Origin of the sequence: Nocardia sp. NPDC056100 (assembly GCF_042266325.1) — a bacterium.
Classification (GTDB): Bacteria; Actinomycetota; Actinomycetes; order Mycobacteriales; family Mycobacteriaceae; genus Nocardia.
The window spans coordinates 65,010-79,106 of the sequence record NZ_JBHJVY010000004.1 but is presented as its reverse complement, the minus strand read 5'-3'; the positions used below and the strand labels follow the sequence as shown (position 1 = coordinate 79,106).

The 14,097-nt window shown below is 67.1% G+C and carries 12 protein-coding genes; 4 read left to right on the top strand and 8 right to left on the bottom strand.

All coding sequences use genetic code 11. The annotated features are described in order from the left end of the window. Positions 1–116 precede the first annotated feature (116 nt). Both ACFC0O_RS30965 and aceA read right to left on the bottom strand, forming a co-directional pair. A complete protein-coding gene (locus ACFC0O_RS30965; protein WP_364649319.1) occupies positions 117–986 on the bottom strand; it encodes a 3-hydroxybutyryl-CoA dehydrogenase in 870 nt (289 codons plus the stop codon). A 284-nt stretch (positions 987–1,270) separates the two neighbouring features. Continuing rightward, a complete protein-coding gene (aceA, locus tag ACFC0O_RS30960; protein ID WP_330184579.1) occupies positions 1,271–2,560 on the bottom strand; it encodes an isocitrate lyase in 1,290 nt (429 codons plus the stop codon). 461 nt (positions 2,561–3,021) lie between these two features. On the opposite strand from aceA, the gene ACFC0O_RS30955 reads away from it, so the two are divergent. Then, on the top strand, positions 3,022–4,167 hold the full coding sequence (locus ACFC0O_RS30955) for a lipase family protein (RefSeq protein WP_375964131.1): 1,146 nt from the start codon (positions 3,022–3,024) through the stop codon (positions 4,165–4,167). A gap of 114 nt (positions 4,168–4,281) precedes the next feature. Then, positions 4,282–4,758: a DUF1772 domain-containing protein gene (locus ACFC0O_RS30950; protein WP_375964128.1), complete on the top strand. Its 477-nt coding sequence runs from the start codon at positions 4,282–4,284 to the stop codon at positions 4,756–4,758. Positions 4,759–4,852: 94 nt separating this feature from the next. On the opposite strand, the gene ACFC0O_RS30945 is transcribed toward ACFC0O_RS30950, so the two are convergent. From ACFC0O_RS30945 to uraD, 5 genes are all read right to left on the bottom strand, one after another. Next, complete coding sequence (locus ACFC0O_RS30945) at positions 4,853–7,642, bottom strand: molybdopterin-dependent oxidoreductase (RefSeq protein ID WP_375964125.1); 2,790 nt, start codon at positions 7,640–7,642, stop codon at positions 4,853–4,855. Continuing rightward, complete coding sequence (locus ACFC0O_RS30940; RefSeq protein WP_375964123.1) at positions 7,639–8,454, bottom strand: FAD binding domain-containing protein; 816 nt, start codon at positions 8,452–8,454, stop codon at positions 7,639–7,641. The genes ACFC0O_RS30945 and ACFC0O_RS30940 overlap by 4 nt, the downstream gene beginning before the upstream one ends. 225 nt (positions 8,455–8,679) lie before the next feature. Further along, complete coding sequence (locus tag ACFC0O_RS30935; protein ID WP_375964120.1) at positions 8,680–10,143, bottom strand: 8-oxoguanine deaminase; 1,464 nt, start codon at positions 10,141–10,143, stop codon at positions 8,680–8,682. A 5-nt stretch (positions 10,144–10,148) separates the two neighbouring features. Continuing rightward, positions 10,149–10,466, bottom strand: a complete 318-nt coding sequence (gene uraH / locus ACFC0O_RS30930) for a hydroxyisourate hydrolase (RefSeq protein ID WP_375964118.1) — start codon at positions 10,464–10,466, stop codon at positions 10,149–10,151. Continuing rightward, positions 10,463–10,972, bottom strand: a complete 510-nt coding sequence (uraD, locus tag ACFC0O_RS30925; protein WP_364649343.1) for a 2-oxo-4-hydroxy-4-carboxy-5-ureidoimidazoline decarboxylase — start codon at positions 10,970–10,972, stop codon at positions 10,463–10,465. The genes uraH and uraD overlap by 4 nt, the downstream gene beginning before the upstream one ends. A gap of 78 nt (positions 10,973–11,050) precedes the next feature. Here uraD and ACFC0O_RS30920 point away from each other — a divergent pair, with 78 nt between their 5' ends. Together ACFC0O_RS30920 and ACFC0O_RS30915 are read left to right on the top strand one after the other, a co-directional pair. Continuing rightward, a complete protein-coding gene (locus ACFC0O_RS30920; RefSeq protein WP_375964116.1) occupies positions 11,051–11,851 on the top strand; it encodes an NTP transferase domain-containing protein in 801 nt (266 codons plus the stop codon). Positions 11,852–11,864: 13 nt separating this feature from the next. Continuing rightward, complete coding sequence (locus ACFC0O_RS30915) at positions 11,865–12,887, top strand: XdhC family protein (RefSeq protein WP_375964114.1); 1,023 nt, start codon at positions 11,865–11,867, stop codon at positions 12,885–12,887. Positions 12,888–12,907: 20 nt separating this feature from the next. Here the strand turns inward: ACFC0O_RS30915 and ACFC0O_RS30910 are convergent, their stop codons facing one another. Next, the gene (locus ACFC0O_RS30910) at positions 12,908–14,011 is read right to left on the bottom strand and encodes an ABC transporter substrate-binding protein (protein ID WP_375964112.1); all 1,104 of its coding nucleotides are present in this window, start codon (positions 14,009–14,011) and stop codon (positions 12,908–12,910) included. Between the last annotated feature and the right edge of the window lie 86 nt (positions 14,012–14,097).

Sequence of the window (14,097 nt, the reverse complement as noted above, 5' to 3'; positions counted from 1 at the left end):
GCCCTGATTTGGAATGGACTCGAGTCCACCCCGAGTGGGCTGGCCGGTGACACCAGCCCTTTATTGCAGCTTATGCCCACGCGGACGACGAAAGACTCGTACCCGCGTGCCAGTCGTCAGCGGTTGTACTGGTAGAAGCCCGCGCCGGACTTCTTACCCAGCAGACCCGCTTCGACCATGCGCATCAGCAGCGGAGGCGCGGAGTACAGCGGCTCCTTGAATTCGGCGTACATGGAGTCGGCGATGGACTTCACGGTGTCGAGGCCGACCAGGTCGGTCAGCGCCAGCGGGCCCATCGGGTGGGCACAGCCCAGCACCATGGCCTTGTCGACGTCTTCCTTGGTGGCGAAACCGGATTCGACCATGCGGATGGACGAGAGCAGGTACGGCACCAGCAGCGCGTTGACGACGAAGCCGGAGCGGTCGGCGGAGCGCACGACCTGCTTGCCGAGCACATCGGAGGCGAACTGCTCGGCGCGCTGCGAGACGGCCTCGGTGGTCTTGAGCGTGGTGACCAGTTCGACCAGCGGCAACACCGGCACCGGGTTGAAGAAGTGCATGCCGACGACCCGCTCGGGGTTGTTGGTGGCGACGGCGATCTTCATGATCGGGATGGAGGAGGTGTTGGACGCGAGCACGGCGTTCGGGTCGGTGACGACCTTGTCCAGCTCGGCGAAGATGGCGGTCTTCACATCTTCGTTCTCCAGCACGGCCTCGACGACCAGCTGACGATCCGCGAAATCGGCGAGATCGGAGGTGAAGCGCAGCCGCCAGGCGGTCTGCTCGCGCTCACGCTCGGAGATCTTGCCGCTGGAGACGGCGCGGTCCAGCGACCGCAGGATGCGGGCGCGACCGGCAGCGGCGAGTTCACGGGTCTGTTCGAACACGAGCACATCGACGTGTGCCCGAGCGCAAACCTCGGCGATACCCGCGCCCATCTGTCCGGCGCCGATGATTCCAACGCGCTGAATTTTCTCGCTGCTCACGTCCCGCTCCTGCTGTTGGTTAGCCGTCGTGGCTTATGGGTGAAGGCGTCGGACTTACTTGTGACCCTGCGCCTTCGTAAGGTCGTTCATTCAAAAAGCTATAGGAAAATGCCCTCCCCGCCGGGGCTGTCGACGGGAAGGGCGGGTGAACACCGTCGAGGGGGACGAATCCCCCTCGACGGGTTCCAGGCCCCGGGGCGGCGGAAGGTGTGATGCGACTGCCGCCCCGAGGTGAGATCTCGAAACCCGTTGTCACACAGGGTGACAGCTGGTCACGGGATGGCTCAGTGGAACTGGCCCTCTTCGGTCGAGCCCTTCAGGGCCGCGGTGGAGGTGTTCGGGTCCACGGTGGTGGCGATGGTGTCGAAGTAGCCGGCGCCGACCTCACGCTGGTGCTTGACGGCGGTGAAGCCACGCTCGGAAGCGGCCTTGAACTCGCGCTCCTGCAGGTCGACGAAGGCGGTCATGCCCTCGCGGGCGTAGCCGTAGGCCAGGTCGAACATGCCGTAGTTCAGCGAGTGGAAGCCGGCCAGGGTGATGAACTGGAACTTGAAGCCCATCGCGCCGAGCTCACGCTGGAACTTCGCGATGGTCGCGTCGTCCAGGTGCGCCTTCCAGTTGAACGAAGGCGAGCAGTTGTAGGCCAGCAGCTGGTCCGGGAATTCGCTGCGAACCGACTCGGCGAACTTGCGCGCGACCTCGAGGTCCGGCACACCGGTCTCCATCCAGATGAGGTCGGAGTACGGGGCGTAGGCCTTGGCACGCGCGATGCAGGGCTCGATGCCGTTCTTCACGCCGAAGAAGCCCTCGGCGGTACGGGTGCCATCGAGGAACTCGCGGTCGCGCTCGTCCACATCGGAGGTGATCAGGGTGGCGGCCTCGGCGTCGGTGCGCGCGATGATGACCGACGGGACACCGGCGACGTCGGCCGCGAGGCGAGCCGAGGTCAGGGTGCGGATGTGCTGCTGGGTGGGGATCAGCACCTTGCCACCGAGGTGGCCGCACTTCTTCTCCGAGGCGAGCTGGTCTTCCCAGTGCACGCCCGCGGCGCCGGCCGCGATCATGGCCTTCTGCAGCTCGTAGGCGTTCAGCGCGCCACCGAAGCCGGCCTCGGCGTCGGCGACGATCGGGGCCAGCCAGTTGGCGACCGAGGTGTCACCCTCGACCTTGGCGATCTCGTCGGCGCGCAGCAGCGCGTTGTTGATGCGACGCACCACGGACGGAACCGAGTTCGCCGGGTACAGCGACTGGTCCGGGTAGGTGTGGCCGGACAGGTTCGCGTCACCGGCGACCTGCCAACCGGACAGGTAGATAGCCTTGAGGCCCGCGCGCACCTGCTGCACGGCCTGGTTGCCGGTGAGGGCGCCCAGGGAGTTGATGTAGTCCTCGTTGTTGACCAGATCCCAGAGGATCTCGGCACCACGGCGGGCGAGGGTGTGCTCCTCGACAACGGTGCCCTGCAGCTTCACAACCTGCTCGGCGGTGTAGCTACGGGTGATGCCCTTCCAACGGGGGTTGGTGTCCCAGTCGTTCTGGATCTCCGCAGCGGTCTTCGGGGTGCCGACAGTCGACATCTCTGACTCCACTTCTTCGTTCGGTCTCGGTTGCCCCGCCGGTCGAACCCTCTCGCGATGATTCGGACACTGCTGGAGCGGCAATTTGCAGGCTTGCTATGCCCGCGAGGTGTACTTCCACACGATGGCACAGGAAAAAATGTCCGTCTACCTGTTGCAAGTGTGAATCCCGGCTAGCTTTGGCCCTGCTTTTGCTAATGCTGCGAAATTTGCTTGTTAATTGCAGCCGGGAGATCTACTTGCGAGTAGCTCTGACGTGCAGTTTTGCATAACGCCCGTACTGTTTGGGTGACGACGGCCACCGGCACGCGACGCGCCGATGGACGGCGAGCTGTGAGGACCTTCACAATCGATTGTGATCTTGATGGCTGTGGGGCACACCACCCGGGGTACCCCAAAGGCCCTAATCTGGACACGCGTCCAGCGCAGGTGCGACGTCAGAGAACCTAAGGAGAGCTTCGATGCGGAAACGATGGCTGTGCACAACGGCCCTGGCCGCCACTTCGATCGCGGCGCTGGTCAGCGTGCCGAGCGCGATGGCAGCCCCTGCCACCGAGATCGGCGCGGTGAGTTCGGTGGAACCGCTCGCACCGGCCGCCGTACTGCCCGGCTCGGCCCGCGCGGAACGCATTCTCTACGGCAGCACCACCGTGGGCGACCGACCCACAACCACGAGTGCCGCGGTTTACTTCCCGCCCGGTGACGCGCCCGCCGGGGGCTGGCCGGTGATCGCTTGGGCGCACGGCACCATCGGTCTCGGCGACGAGTGCGCGTACTCCATCGCCGGTCCGGGTGCGCGCGAACGGGATTGGGCCTACCTGGGCACCTGGTTGAAGCAGGGCTACGCGATCGTGGCCGCCGACTACGCCGGATTGGGCACCCCGGGCGATCATCCGTACCTCAACGGCACGGTCGAGGCGCATAACGTCGTGGACGCGGTCAAGGCCGCGACCAGCCACTATTCCTCGCTGTCGCATAAGTGGGCGGTGGTCGGCCAGTCCCAGGGCGGCGGTGCGGCGGTCTTCACCGCGCGCTACGCGACCGAATTCGGCGGACCGGGACTCGATTACCGGGGTGCGGTCGGCACCGGCGTACCGGCCTATATCGAGGACATTCTGCTGCCGCTGGGCCCGGGCGTGCCGCCGGCCAAGCTGCCGCCGCACAGCACCGGATATGTGCTGTACATCCTGAACGGCCTGCGTACGACGTATCCGGAGCTGAATATCGAGTCGTACCTGACCGATTCGGGACGGTACTGGCTCGATCACGCGAACACCTCCTGCCTGGAGGCGCTCGGCGAGGAGTTGAGCGCGGGCAATGTGGTCGTCGGGGATCTGTTCTCGCGCCCGCTGTCGCAGATCCCGGATCTGCCCGGTGTGCTGACCCGGGTGATGGGACTGCCCGAATCCGGTTATGACAAGCCGCTTTTCCTGGGTCAGGGCCTGCTGGACACCGATGTCATCACCCCGGCGACGCTGGCGTTCGCGGCGCGCTTGCAGGCGGGCGGGCAGCCGGTCACGCTGCACACCTATCCGACCAATCACGATGGCACCGTGAATGCCTCGCTGCCGGACTCGGTTCCGTTCGTGCGCAATCTCTTTGCCTGATCAACGCCGGTTTCCGGACTGAAATCTAGCAACGCTAGACAACATAGCTGGGCTACTGTTATGGTTGCTCCAGTTCCTAGCGTTGCTAGATATCAATCGGAAGAGGCACCCGACATGCTCACCACCACCGGCCAGATCCTCGCCATCGCCGCCATCCTCGCCAACGGGGCCGTCTACGGCACCGATATCTCCGCGACCGCCATCACCCGCTCGGTCAACAAGCACCTCGACGACGCGGCCGTGACGATCGCCGCCGGGTGGGGGCACTACTACGGCGATAAGCGGATGCCGATCTTCGGCGCGGGCGGCGTCGTCACCGCCGTGCTGACCACCGCGGCCGCCCTGCTGTCGGGCCATTTCGGCGCGGCCATCGCCGCGGGGATCGCGGTGCTGGCCCTGGTGAGCTGGCTCGGTTTCTACGTGCGGGTCGCCAAGCCGGTCAACACCGCACAGACCGCCGCCGCGAAATCCGGTGTCATTCCCGCGAATGCCCGTGCGCTGCAGGATCGCTGGGACAGCATCCTGCCCTACCGGGTCGGACTCCAGGCCGTCGCGCTGGCCGGACTGGGTATCGCGGTCGCCCTGTTCTGATCGGTCACGATCGCACCACCCTGATCAGTCACGATCGCACCGCATTGATCGGTCGGGGACCACACGGTCCCGGCCCGTCACGACCGCACGGTCATCAGCCCCGCACCCCCAGGTGCGGGGCCGCTGTCGTTCGGGCATCACGCAGCAGCCGCCAGATCCGATCCGCGGTCATCGGAAGCTGTTGCGGGCGAACGCCTATCGCGTCCCGGATGGCATTGGCGAGCGCCGGGGCCACCGGGTTGTACGGGGATTCGCTCATGGATTTCGCGCCCAGCGGGCCGAGCGGATCGGCGGTCTCCGCGAACAGCACCTCGGTGCGGGGCAGGTCGGAGAGCTGCGGAAGGTGGTAGTGCCGCAGGGTTTTCGTGATGACCTCGCCCTGTTCGACGCGGATCTCCTCATACAGCGCCGAACCGATGGCCTGCGCCACCCCGCCCTCCACCTGACCGCGGCATTGCACCGGATTCAGGACCGTACCCGCGTCGGCGGCCTGCACCGAGTGCAGGATGCGCACCTCACCGGTATCCGGCTGCACCGCGACGCGGAAGGCGTGCACATTGAAGGAGACCGAACGCGGGGTGCCGTCGTGGGTGGCGGTGGCGGTGAGTTCACCGTCCGCGACAAGTGTTGCGGCGGTGAGGAATCTGCCATCGACGCGAATGCCACCGGGTTCGAAGATGTGCCGGTCGGCGTCCGCCCCGGTAAGGGCGATCGCCCTACGCAGGACGTGTTCGCGAAGTTGTGCACAGGCGGCGTGCACAGCGCGACCGGCGACGGTGATGCCGGTGGAGCCGAAAGCGCCGGTGTCATGGGCGGTGACATCGGTGTCGGCGTGCCGGATGACGATATGCGCGGTATCGGTGCCCAATACGGTGGCGGCGATCTGGGCCAGCACGGTGGTGGTGCCATTGCCGAATTCGGCTGTGCCCGCGCGTAGTTCGACCGTTCCGTCGGCGCGCAGGGTGGCGTGCGCGGTGGAGGTGTGGCCGCGCGGCGGGACGGTGGCGATCATGGCGGGGGCCATACCCTCGCCGATCAGCCAGTCCGGGCCGGGGGCGGGTACGCCGTTACCGCGCCGCAGCGCCTGTTCGGCCAGGTCCAGGCATTGGTCGAGGCCGTAGCTGGCGATGGTGAGGTCCGGTTCGGCGTGGCCCGCACCGCCGATCAGTTCGTCACCGGCCCGCACCAGATTGCGGCGGCGGAATTCGAAGGGGTCCAGGCCGATTCGGCGGGCGAGTTCGTCGAGGGCGGATTCGACGCCGAACATGACCTGGCCGAGGCCGTAGCCGCGGAACGCGCCGGAGGGGACATTGTTGGTGTAGACCGCGTGCCCGTCGACGCGCTTGTTCGGGCACCGGTAGATGGCGACGGATTCCCCGACGCCGTGGAAAAGTACTCCGGCGCTGTGGTTTCCGTAGGCTCCGGCATCGGCGAGCACATCGACCGCGAGTGCGGTGAGCAGGCCGTCGGCATCGGCCCCGGCGGTGACCCGCACACGCATGGGATGGCGGCAGGTGGTCAGGAATTCATCGGATCTGGTCAGCTCGTACTGCACCGGCAGTCCGGTCTTCAATACGGCCAGGGCCACCAAGTCCTCGGTGAACATCTCCTGTTTCGCGCCGAAGCCGCCGCCCACGCGCGTGGCGAAAACCCTTATGCCCGAACGCTCGAGCCCGAACAACCGGCACAGTTCATCACGCACCAGGAACGGCACCTGGGTGCTGGTGCGCAATACCAGCCGCCCGTCCCGATCCAGCCAGCCGATGCTGCCGTGCGTCTCCAGGTGCACATGCTGCACCCGGTGCGTCCGCCACTCCCCCTGCACCACCTCGACGGCCGCGCTCAGCCCCGCGGTGACATCCCCGACCCGGCCCTGCGCGGCAGCGACCACATTGCGCCCGGGATCGGCTATCCGCGACTCCGGCCCCTTCTCGGCGTGCAGCAGCGGCGCATGCTTCGCGAGCGCCTCTTCCGGATCGAAAACCGCTGGCAACAGCTCATATTCGACCCTGATCGCACGACACCCCGCCCGCGCGGCCGCCAGCGAATCCGCCACCACGGCCGCCACCCGCTGGCCCCGGAACCGCACGATCCGATCGAGCATCACCGTATCGTCCGGATCGTCCTCGCGAATCTCATGGCGCGCAGTGGAATACAGCAGATCAGGCACATCGGCGTGCGTGAATACCGCCCGCACCCCCGGAACAGCCTCCGCCCCAGCGGTATCGATCGACACGATCCGCGCATGCGCATGCGGACTCCGCACCACCTCCAGCCGCAACACCTCCCCCGGCGGCACCTTCCCCGAATCCTGCTCCCCCATATCGACATCCATCGTGAACGGCTCCACCCCGCGCACAATCCGCCCACCCGCGAGCGCCCCGACCCCGGCCCCCACCCCGTCCGACCGCGAGCCGCAAGGGACGGTCGCATCATTCGGGGCACAGCCGGGGCGGCCGGAGGTGAGCGCATCGGTGATGGCGCGGTAGCCGGTGCAGCGGCAGAGGTTGCCTTTGAGTTTTTCGGGGAGGGTGGCGGGGGTGAGGTCGCCCGTTCGCTCCAATTCGGTTGCGGTGACCAGCATTCCGGCGGTGCAGAAGCCGCATTGGAAGGCGGCGTTCTCGATGAATCGGCGTTGCAGGTCTGTTGGTTCAGCCGTGCCGAGTCCGGCGGCGGTGGTGATGGTGTGACCTTCCGCCCGGTGGGCGGGGTAGACGCAGGAGTGCACGGCCGCGCCGTCGACCAGGACGGTGCACGCGCCGCAGTCGCCGGCGTCGCAACCTTTCTTCGGGGCCTGGTGGCCGGTTTCGCGCAGGAGGGTGCGCAGGCATTGCCCCGGGCGAGCGGCGCGGTCCACCGCTTCGCCGTCGACCTGGAATCTCATGGCCGCCCGCCCAATTCGGCGAGCACCTCGGCGGCGAGGCGGCCGCTCATCTCCCGCCGCCAGTCGGGCGCACCGTGCGGATCGTCGTACCAGAGCGCGGAATTCAGCTCCGCGACCTTTGCCGACAGTTCGCCGATGGTCGGCAACGAGTAGAACTCGAGCACCACCGGCCGGGTGGTCCCGGCGCTGAGGGTGATCACGCACGCGTCGTCGGCATCGCGGCGGCCCATGACCACCACTCCCGATCGGCCGAGCGGGGCGAGCGCGAGCTTGCGGAATGCGGTGCGCGAGCGCAGATTCGACTCCGGTATCCGAATGGCCCGCAGCATCTCACCGGGCATGAGGACGGTCTCCCCCACGCCGGTCACGAAGTGCGACAGCGGAATCCATTGATCGCCGCGCGGTCCCCAGACCAGCCCGAATCCGCCAAGTGCGGTCAAGGCCGCCGCCACCGCGCCCGCCGGGAGCGCCAGGCAGACATTCCCGCCGACCGTGGCCGTGCGCCGGATCTTGTGCGAGGCGACCAGCGCGCCGCACGCCTGCTCGAACAGCCGCACCGCACCCCAGCGCGCGGGGTACTCCCCCGTGGCCAATTCATCGAGTGTGCAGGTGGCGGCGATTTCCAGCCCCGCGTCATCGATGGTGAGCGGCGGCCATCCCAGGCGCGTGATATCGATCAGCTTTTCCAGGTGATCCTGTGGTTCGGAGTACAGCCAGGTACCCCCGGCGAGCACCGCCGTGCCCGCGCCCAATCCCTTCAGATCCGCCCGTTCGCGGGCGATCAGCACCTCTCGGATCGTATCCAGATCCATTGTCATCACCTGCTCTCACCTGCGGGGCCGTCCCCGCGCCAGCTGGTAACGACTTCCCTTTCAGATTACGAGCCACGAGTTGCGCGGAGATTGCGACACCCCTCACACCTGTTTCGTGCGGGTAACTCTTCCCCATGATCCGATCATCCGACCATTCCGTCCCACCGCATACCCCGATCGCGGCGGCCGCGCGCCGGGATCGCGGCCGAGTCTCCGAAGGTGGCGTCAGCCCGCCTTGGCCACCAGGGCGGCTTGAGCCCGGGCGACGTCACGACCGACCTGTTCTTCGTCGATGGTTCGAATTTCGCCGTGGCGCACCACGATTCGGCCGTTCACCAGCAGCGCGGCCAGCGGCGGAGCCGAACCCAGGATCAGCGCGGTGACCGGATCTTCGATGCCCGCGTGCGCGGGTGTCGACAGGTCCCAGAGCGCGAGGTCCGCGAGTTTTCCGGGTTCGATGGAGCCGATTTCGGTTGCGCGGCCGAGGGTTCGGGCTCCGCCCATCGTGGCCATCGCCAGTGCGGTGCGTACCGACAGCGCCTGTGGACCGCCGCGCTGGCGGGCGAAGAACAGCGCGTTGCGGGGTTCCTCGATGAGCGAACTCGCCTCATTGCTGGCCGCGCCGTCCACACCGAGTCCGACGGGGACCCCGGCGGCGAGCAGGTCGGCGGTGCGGGCGATGCCCGCGCCGAGGCGACCGTTGGAGGTGGGGCAGTGTGCGACGCCGGTGCCGGAGCGGGCCATGGTCGCGATGGCGCTGTCATCGAGGTGAATGGCGTGCGCCCACCACACATCGGGCCCGACCCAGCCGAGTTTGTCCATGTACTCGGCGGGCGTGACGCCGTGCGTGGCGAGGCAGTACTCCTGCTCGTCCATGGTTTCGGCGACGTGCGTATGCAGCCGGACCCCGAGTTCCCTTGCCAGCAGCGCGGATTCGCGCAGCAGATCCGCGGATACGGAGAACGGCGAGCACGGTGCGAGCGCGATACGGAGCATGGAGTCGAACCCGGGGTCGTGGTACCGGGCGACCGCGTCCGCACTGGCCGCGAGAATGTCGTCCAGGGTCTCGACCACCGAATCCGGCGGCAGCCCGCCCGCACTGCGGCCCAGATCCATCGAGCCCCGGCAGGGCTGGAAGCGCAACCCGACCTGTGCGGCGGCATCGATCTCGGCGGCCAGCAGATCACCGGCGTCGCGCGGGAAGACGTAGTGATGATCGGTGGTCGTGGTGCAGCCGGTGCGCGCCAGCGAGGCGAGTCCACCGGTGGCGGCGATCCGGGTGGCGTCGGCGTCGATCCCCGCCCAGATCGGATAGAGCGCGGTGAGCCATTCGAACAGCGTGGCATCGGGCACCAGCCCGCGCGTGACCCATTGGTAGAGGTGATGGTGGGTATTGATCAGCCCGGGCGTGAGCAGGCAGCCCCGCCCGTCGATGCGCGTGGCCCCCGGCACATCGGGCGCGGGCCCCGCTCCCAGCGCCTCGATTCGATTTCCGCGCACGATGACATGCCCGTCCCGATATTCGGTTCCGGCCGCGTCGACGGTGGCGATGGCACAGCCGTCGATAATCAGTACGCCGACGTCACCGGCCGCTGCCGCCGCGTCACGAGCCGCTGCCGCGCCACTGCCGACCCGCGCGTGCGCGCTCACCGGTGCTCCGTCATTGTGCTGTGCGGCAGCGGCATTCATGGGACTCAGCTCCCTCGATAGGTGGAGTACGCGAAGGGTGAGAGCAGCAGTGGCACGTGGTAGTGCCGGTCCCCGGTGACGGTGAAGGCGATGATCACCTCAGGGTAGAACGCGTCGATGCCCTGCGCGGTGAAATAGCCACCGGTGTCGAAGCGCAGCCGATAGTCGCCGATCGGCAGTTCGGCGAGTGCGCCGACCCGCCCGTCGGCGTCGGTGCGGCCGGTGGCCAATTCGGTTCCGTCCCAGGCGAACAGCGTCACGGTGACGTCGGCGGCGGGTGTGCCGAGGACCGCGTCCAGGACGTGGGTGCTCAGTGTGCTCACGCGTCGGCTCCCGCATCGAGCAACCGCCGCAGCCGGATTCGATTGATCTTCACCAATTCCTCTCGCACGATGCGCCTTTCGGTATCCGGGTCGTTTCCGAGCCGAGCGGTGAGCGTGGCCAGTAGTTCGGCCGGCGTCCGCCCGGTGGCGCACACCAGGTACACCTGCCCGAATTTTGCCTCGTAGTCGCGGTTCCCGGCGGCGATCGCGGCGCGCACGGCGGTGTCGGCGTCGGCCATTCCGGCTTGTTCGCGCGCGGAGGCGGCGCTGTCCGGGCGATCGCCGATGCGCGGGTGCCCGGACAGGGCACGTTCCATTTCACTTTGGGAGATCTCACGGAGTTCCGCATCGGCGGCGCGCAGCAGTTCGTCGATTCCGGCGAAGGGCCGCCGCGCGGCGACGGCGCGCGCCCAGGCGGGTGAGGAGCAGCAGGTCAGCAGTAATTCCACCGCCGCCGCCTCGGGTAGCGCGGTGAATTCGTCGAGGCCGATCGGGTTGTCCGTCATCGCCTCCAGCATCGGTGATGGCAACCGCGCCCGCCACTCGAGGGGCGAAGATCATCGCCCGGGGTTACCCTGCCCAGCATGACCCCCGAACGCTGTGACGGCATCGTGCTGGCGGCGGGCGCAGGCACCCGCTACGGCATGCCGAAAGCGCTGGCCGAGGATGGCGCGTGGTTGCGCACGGCGGTGCACGCGCTGCGGGCGGGCGGGTGTGCGCGAGTCTTCGTGGTGCTGGGTGCGACCGGCCCGGCACAGCGCGATGGCGAATCCGGTTCCGGCCCACGCCGGCTCGTCTCGCAAACGCCCCGCATCCCGGTGCCCGAGGGTGCGCATCCGGTGTGGGCGTCGGACTGGGCGACCGGGGTGAGCGCCTCGATGAAGGCGGGTCTGGCTGCTGTATCGGCCGCGCCGAGTCTCGTGACCGCGCCCGCATCGCCTTCGGGAATCGCCTTTCCACCGGGCGAAATCACACCCGGCGAATTCATTGCGGCGCGGACTGCTGCCGACGGTATTACCTCCGCGGGGAATACTGCGGCCGATAATTCCCGCACCGGGAGCATTAGCGTTCCGGACATGATTTCCGGCCCGCCGAGTCACGTCGCGATCATGCCGGTGGATACGCCCGATGTCGGCCCGGATGTGGTGCGCCGGGTGATCGAGGCGGCGCGCATCGCCGAGAGCGGTTTGGCGCGCGCCTTTTTCGGGAAGACTCCGGGACATCCGGTGGTATTGGGCCGCGCGCATTGGGCCGACGTGATGGTGAATGCCACAGGAAATTATGGGGCGGGGACTTATTTGCGAGGAAGAGCGGATATGGTGTGCGTCACGTGTGATGACCTAGCGACGGGGATCGACCGGGACTACCCGTGCGGCACACGGTGATCGGGAGCTAGTGATGCGCGATATCGTCGACGACCTGCTACGGGTGTGGCACAGCGGCCGGACGGGCGGGCTCGCCACGCTGGTGCGCACGATGGGTTCCACTCCGCTTCCGATCGGCGCGGCCATGGTGGTCGACGCTGAGGGCCGGGCCTTCGGTTCGGTATCGGCGGGTTGCGCCGAGGCGGCCGCATACGAGGCTGCGGTGGAGGCGGCGCGCACCGGTCGCCGGGGTCTGCATCGTTTCGCCCCGGGCAGTGGCCTCGATGCCGGTATGGATTGCGGCGGCACCCTGGATGTCTTCACGGAACCGTTCTCGCGCAGGCATTTTCCGGAATTCCCGGATGTGGCGGCGGATATCGCGGCGCAGCGGCAGGTCACCGTTTTCACCGTGGTGTGGCATTCGGATCCGGATGTGATCGGGCAGCATCTGATCACCGATCGCAAGCACGGCACCGAGTTGGTGTCGCTGCCGGATTCGGATGTGTTCGTGTCCTCGTTCACCCGGCCGCCGCGCCTGATCATCGTGGGGGCCAATGCGATTGCCGGTGCGCTGGCGATTCAGGCCCGGCTGCTCGGTTATCGGGTGACGGTGTGCGACGCCCGGCCCACCTTCGCCAATGCCGATGCCTATCCCGGCTGCGAGGTGGTGGTGGATTGGCCGCACCGCTATCTCAATACGCTCGCCGCGGCGGGTGAGATCAATTCCAGCACAGCGGTTGTGGTGCTCTCACATGACGCGAAGTTCGAGATACCGCTGCTGACGATCGCTTTGCGACTACCCGAGCTCGGGTTCCTGGCAGCGCTGGGTTCCCGGGCCGCGAACGCGCATCGGATGGAGGCCCTGCAGGCCGGCGGTTTCGACGACGAGACGCTGTCCCGACTGCATGCCCCGGCGGGGCTGGATCTGGGTGCGCGCACCCCCGCCGAGACCGCGGTCTCGATCACCGCCGAACTGCTGGCGACCCGGAACAGCACCAGCGCGGAACCGCTGTCGAGCCTGGGTGGCCCGCCGCAGCGGCACACGCTGGTGTCGTAACTCCCGGAGTGCCGAAATCCTCAGCCCTGCTTGAGTTCCGGATGTTCCGCGTAGACCTCTTTCAGAATCGACATATCGAACAGCTTGTCGGCCGTGATATCGATCTTGGCCTTGCCCAGCGCGGTGATGTTGTGCGCGATCAACGCGTCGCTCATGGTGAACAGTCCGTCGAACTGGGTTTCCGGTGACACCACCAGCGCATTCTGCGCGATCGCCTCTTTCTTCTGCTCTTCCGGATCCAGGCGCTGATCCTTGCCGTATACCTCGACGGCCAGTCGCGCGGATTCGGCCGGATTGGCCACCGCGTCCCGCCAGCCCTTGATGTCGGCGACCAGCCACGCCTTCAATTTCTCGCGCTCATTGTCGATGGTGTGCTGGCTGACGGTGAGCGTTTCCGCGGTGAGCGGCAGTCCGTAATCGGCGAACATGAAGTTCGAGTTCGCGAATCCCTTGGCGCTCAAGGTGATCGGCTCATTGGTGACATAGCTGACCCAGCCGTCCACCTCACCGTTGGCGAGCGGGCTCGGATCGAATTGCGCGGGCACGATGGTGACATCGTTGGGCGTCATGCCGTTGGCGGTGAGCAGGGCGTTGAAAATCAGCTGATTGGTGTCCTGCACACCGATTTTGCGGCCCTTCATATCCTGCGGTGAGTTGATGGGTTTGGCGGCCGAGCTCACGATGCAGAACGGATTCTTCTGATAGGTCGCGCCGACGATCTTGGCGTTCAAGCCCTCCAAGACGGCGGGCGCGGTGGTCTGCGGCGCGGACATGCCGATCCAGATCTTCCCGGTGCCAAGGCCCGCCTCCACCGAGGTGCTGGCCGCGCCACCGGCGACCAGATTCACCGAGCCGAATCCGGCGTCCTTGAAATACCCCTTCGAATCCGCGAAGTACTCACCCGCGAATTCGATGTTCTTCAGCCAGGACAGCTGCACCGCGACGGTCCCGTACTTGGATCCGTCGGCGGTGCTGCCGTTACCCGAGCTAGACGAGTCCTTTCCGCACGCGGCGAGCAGGCCACCGCCGGCGACCAGTGCGCCGGTGAGCCCGGCGGCGCGAAGGAAGGATCGCCGATCCATGGACAAGGGAGAAACCGAACCCGGCTGACGCAAACGACTCATGTACCGAACCTAGGGCCATTCAGTTTCGATTATTTTGCTTTCGCCGACGTATTTGTGTGCGCCAGGTTAACTAACGCGCGATGGGC

Excerpts from the sequence above, each read along its gene's own strand:
- ACFC0O_RS30915 (WP_375964114.1), top strand. The coding sequence starts at position 11,865 with ATGCGCGATATCGTCGACGACCTGCTACGGGTGTGGCACAGCGGCCGG.
- ACFC0O_RS30910 (WP_375964112.1), bottom strand. The coding sequence starts at position 14,011 with ATGAGTCGTTTGCGTCAGCCGGGTTCGGTTTCTCCCTTGTCCATGGAT.
- uraD (WP_364649343.1), bottom strand. The coding sequence starts at position 10,972 with ATGACGGACAACCCGATCGGCCTCGACGAATTCACCGCGCTACCCGAG.
- ACFC0O_RS30950 (WP_375964128.1), top strand. The coding sequence starts at position 4,282 with ATGCTCACCACCACCGGCCAGATCCTCGCCATCGCCGCCATCCTCGCC.
- aceA (WP_330184579.1), bottom strand. The coding sequence starts at position 2,560 with ATGTCGACTGTCGGCACCCCGAAGACCGCTGCGGAGATCCAGAACGAC.
- ACFC0O_RS30955 (WP_375964131.1), top strand. The coding sequence starts at position 3,022 with ATGCGGAAACGATGGCTGTGCACAACGGCCCTGGCCGCCACTTCGATC.
- ACFC0O_RS30935 (WP_375964120.1), bottom strand. The coding sequence starts at position 10,143 with ATGAATGCCGCTGCCGCACAGCACAATGACGGAGCACCGGTGAGCGCG.
- ACFC0O_RS30940 (WP_375964123.1), bottom strand. The coding sequence starts at position 8,454 with ATGGATCTGGATACGATCCGAGAGGTGCTGATCGCCCGCGAACGGGCG.
- ACFC0O_RS30920 (WP_375964116.1), top strand. The coding sequence starts at position 11,051 with ATGACCCCCGAACGCTGTGACGGCATCGTGCTGGCGGCGGGCGCAGGC.
- ACFC0O_RS30945 (WP_375964125.1), bottom strand. The coding sequence starts at position 7,642 with ATGAGATTCCAGGTCGACGGCGAAGCGGTGGACCGCGCCGCTCGCCCG.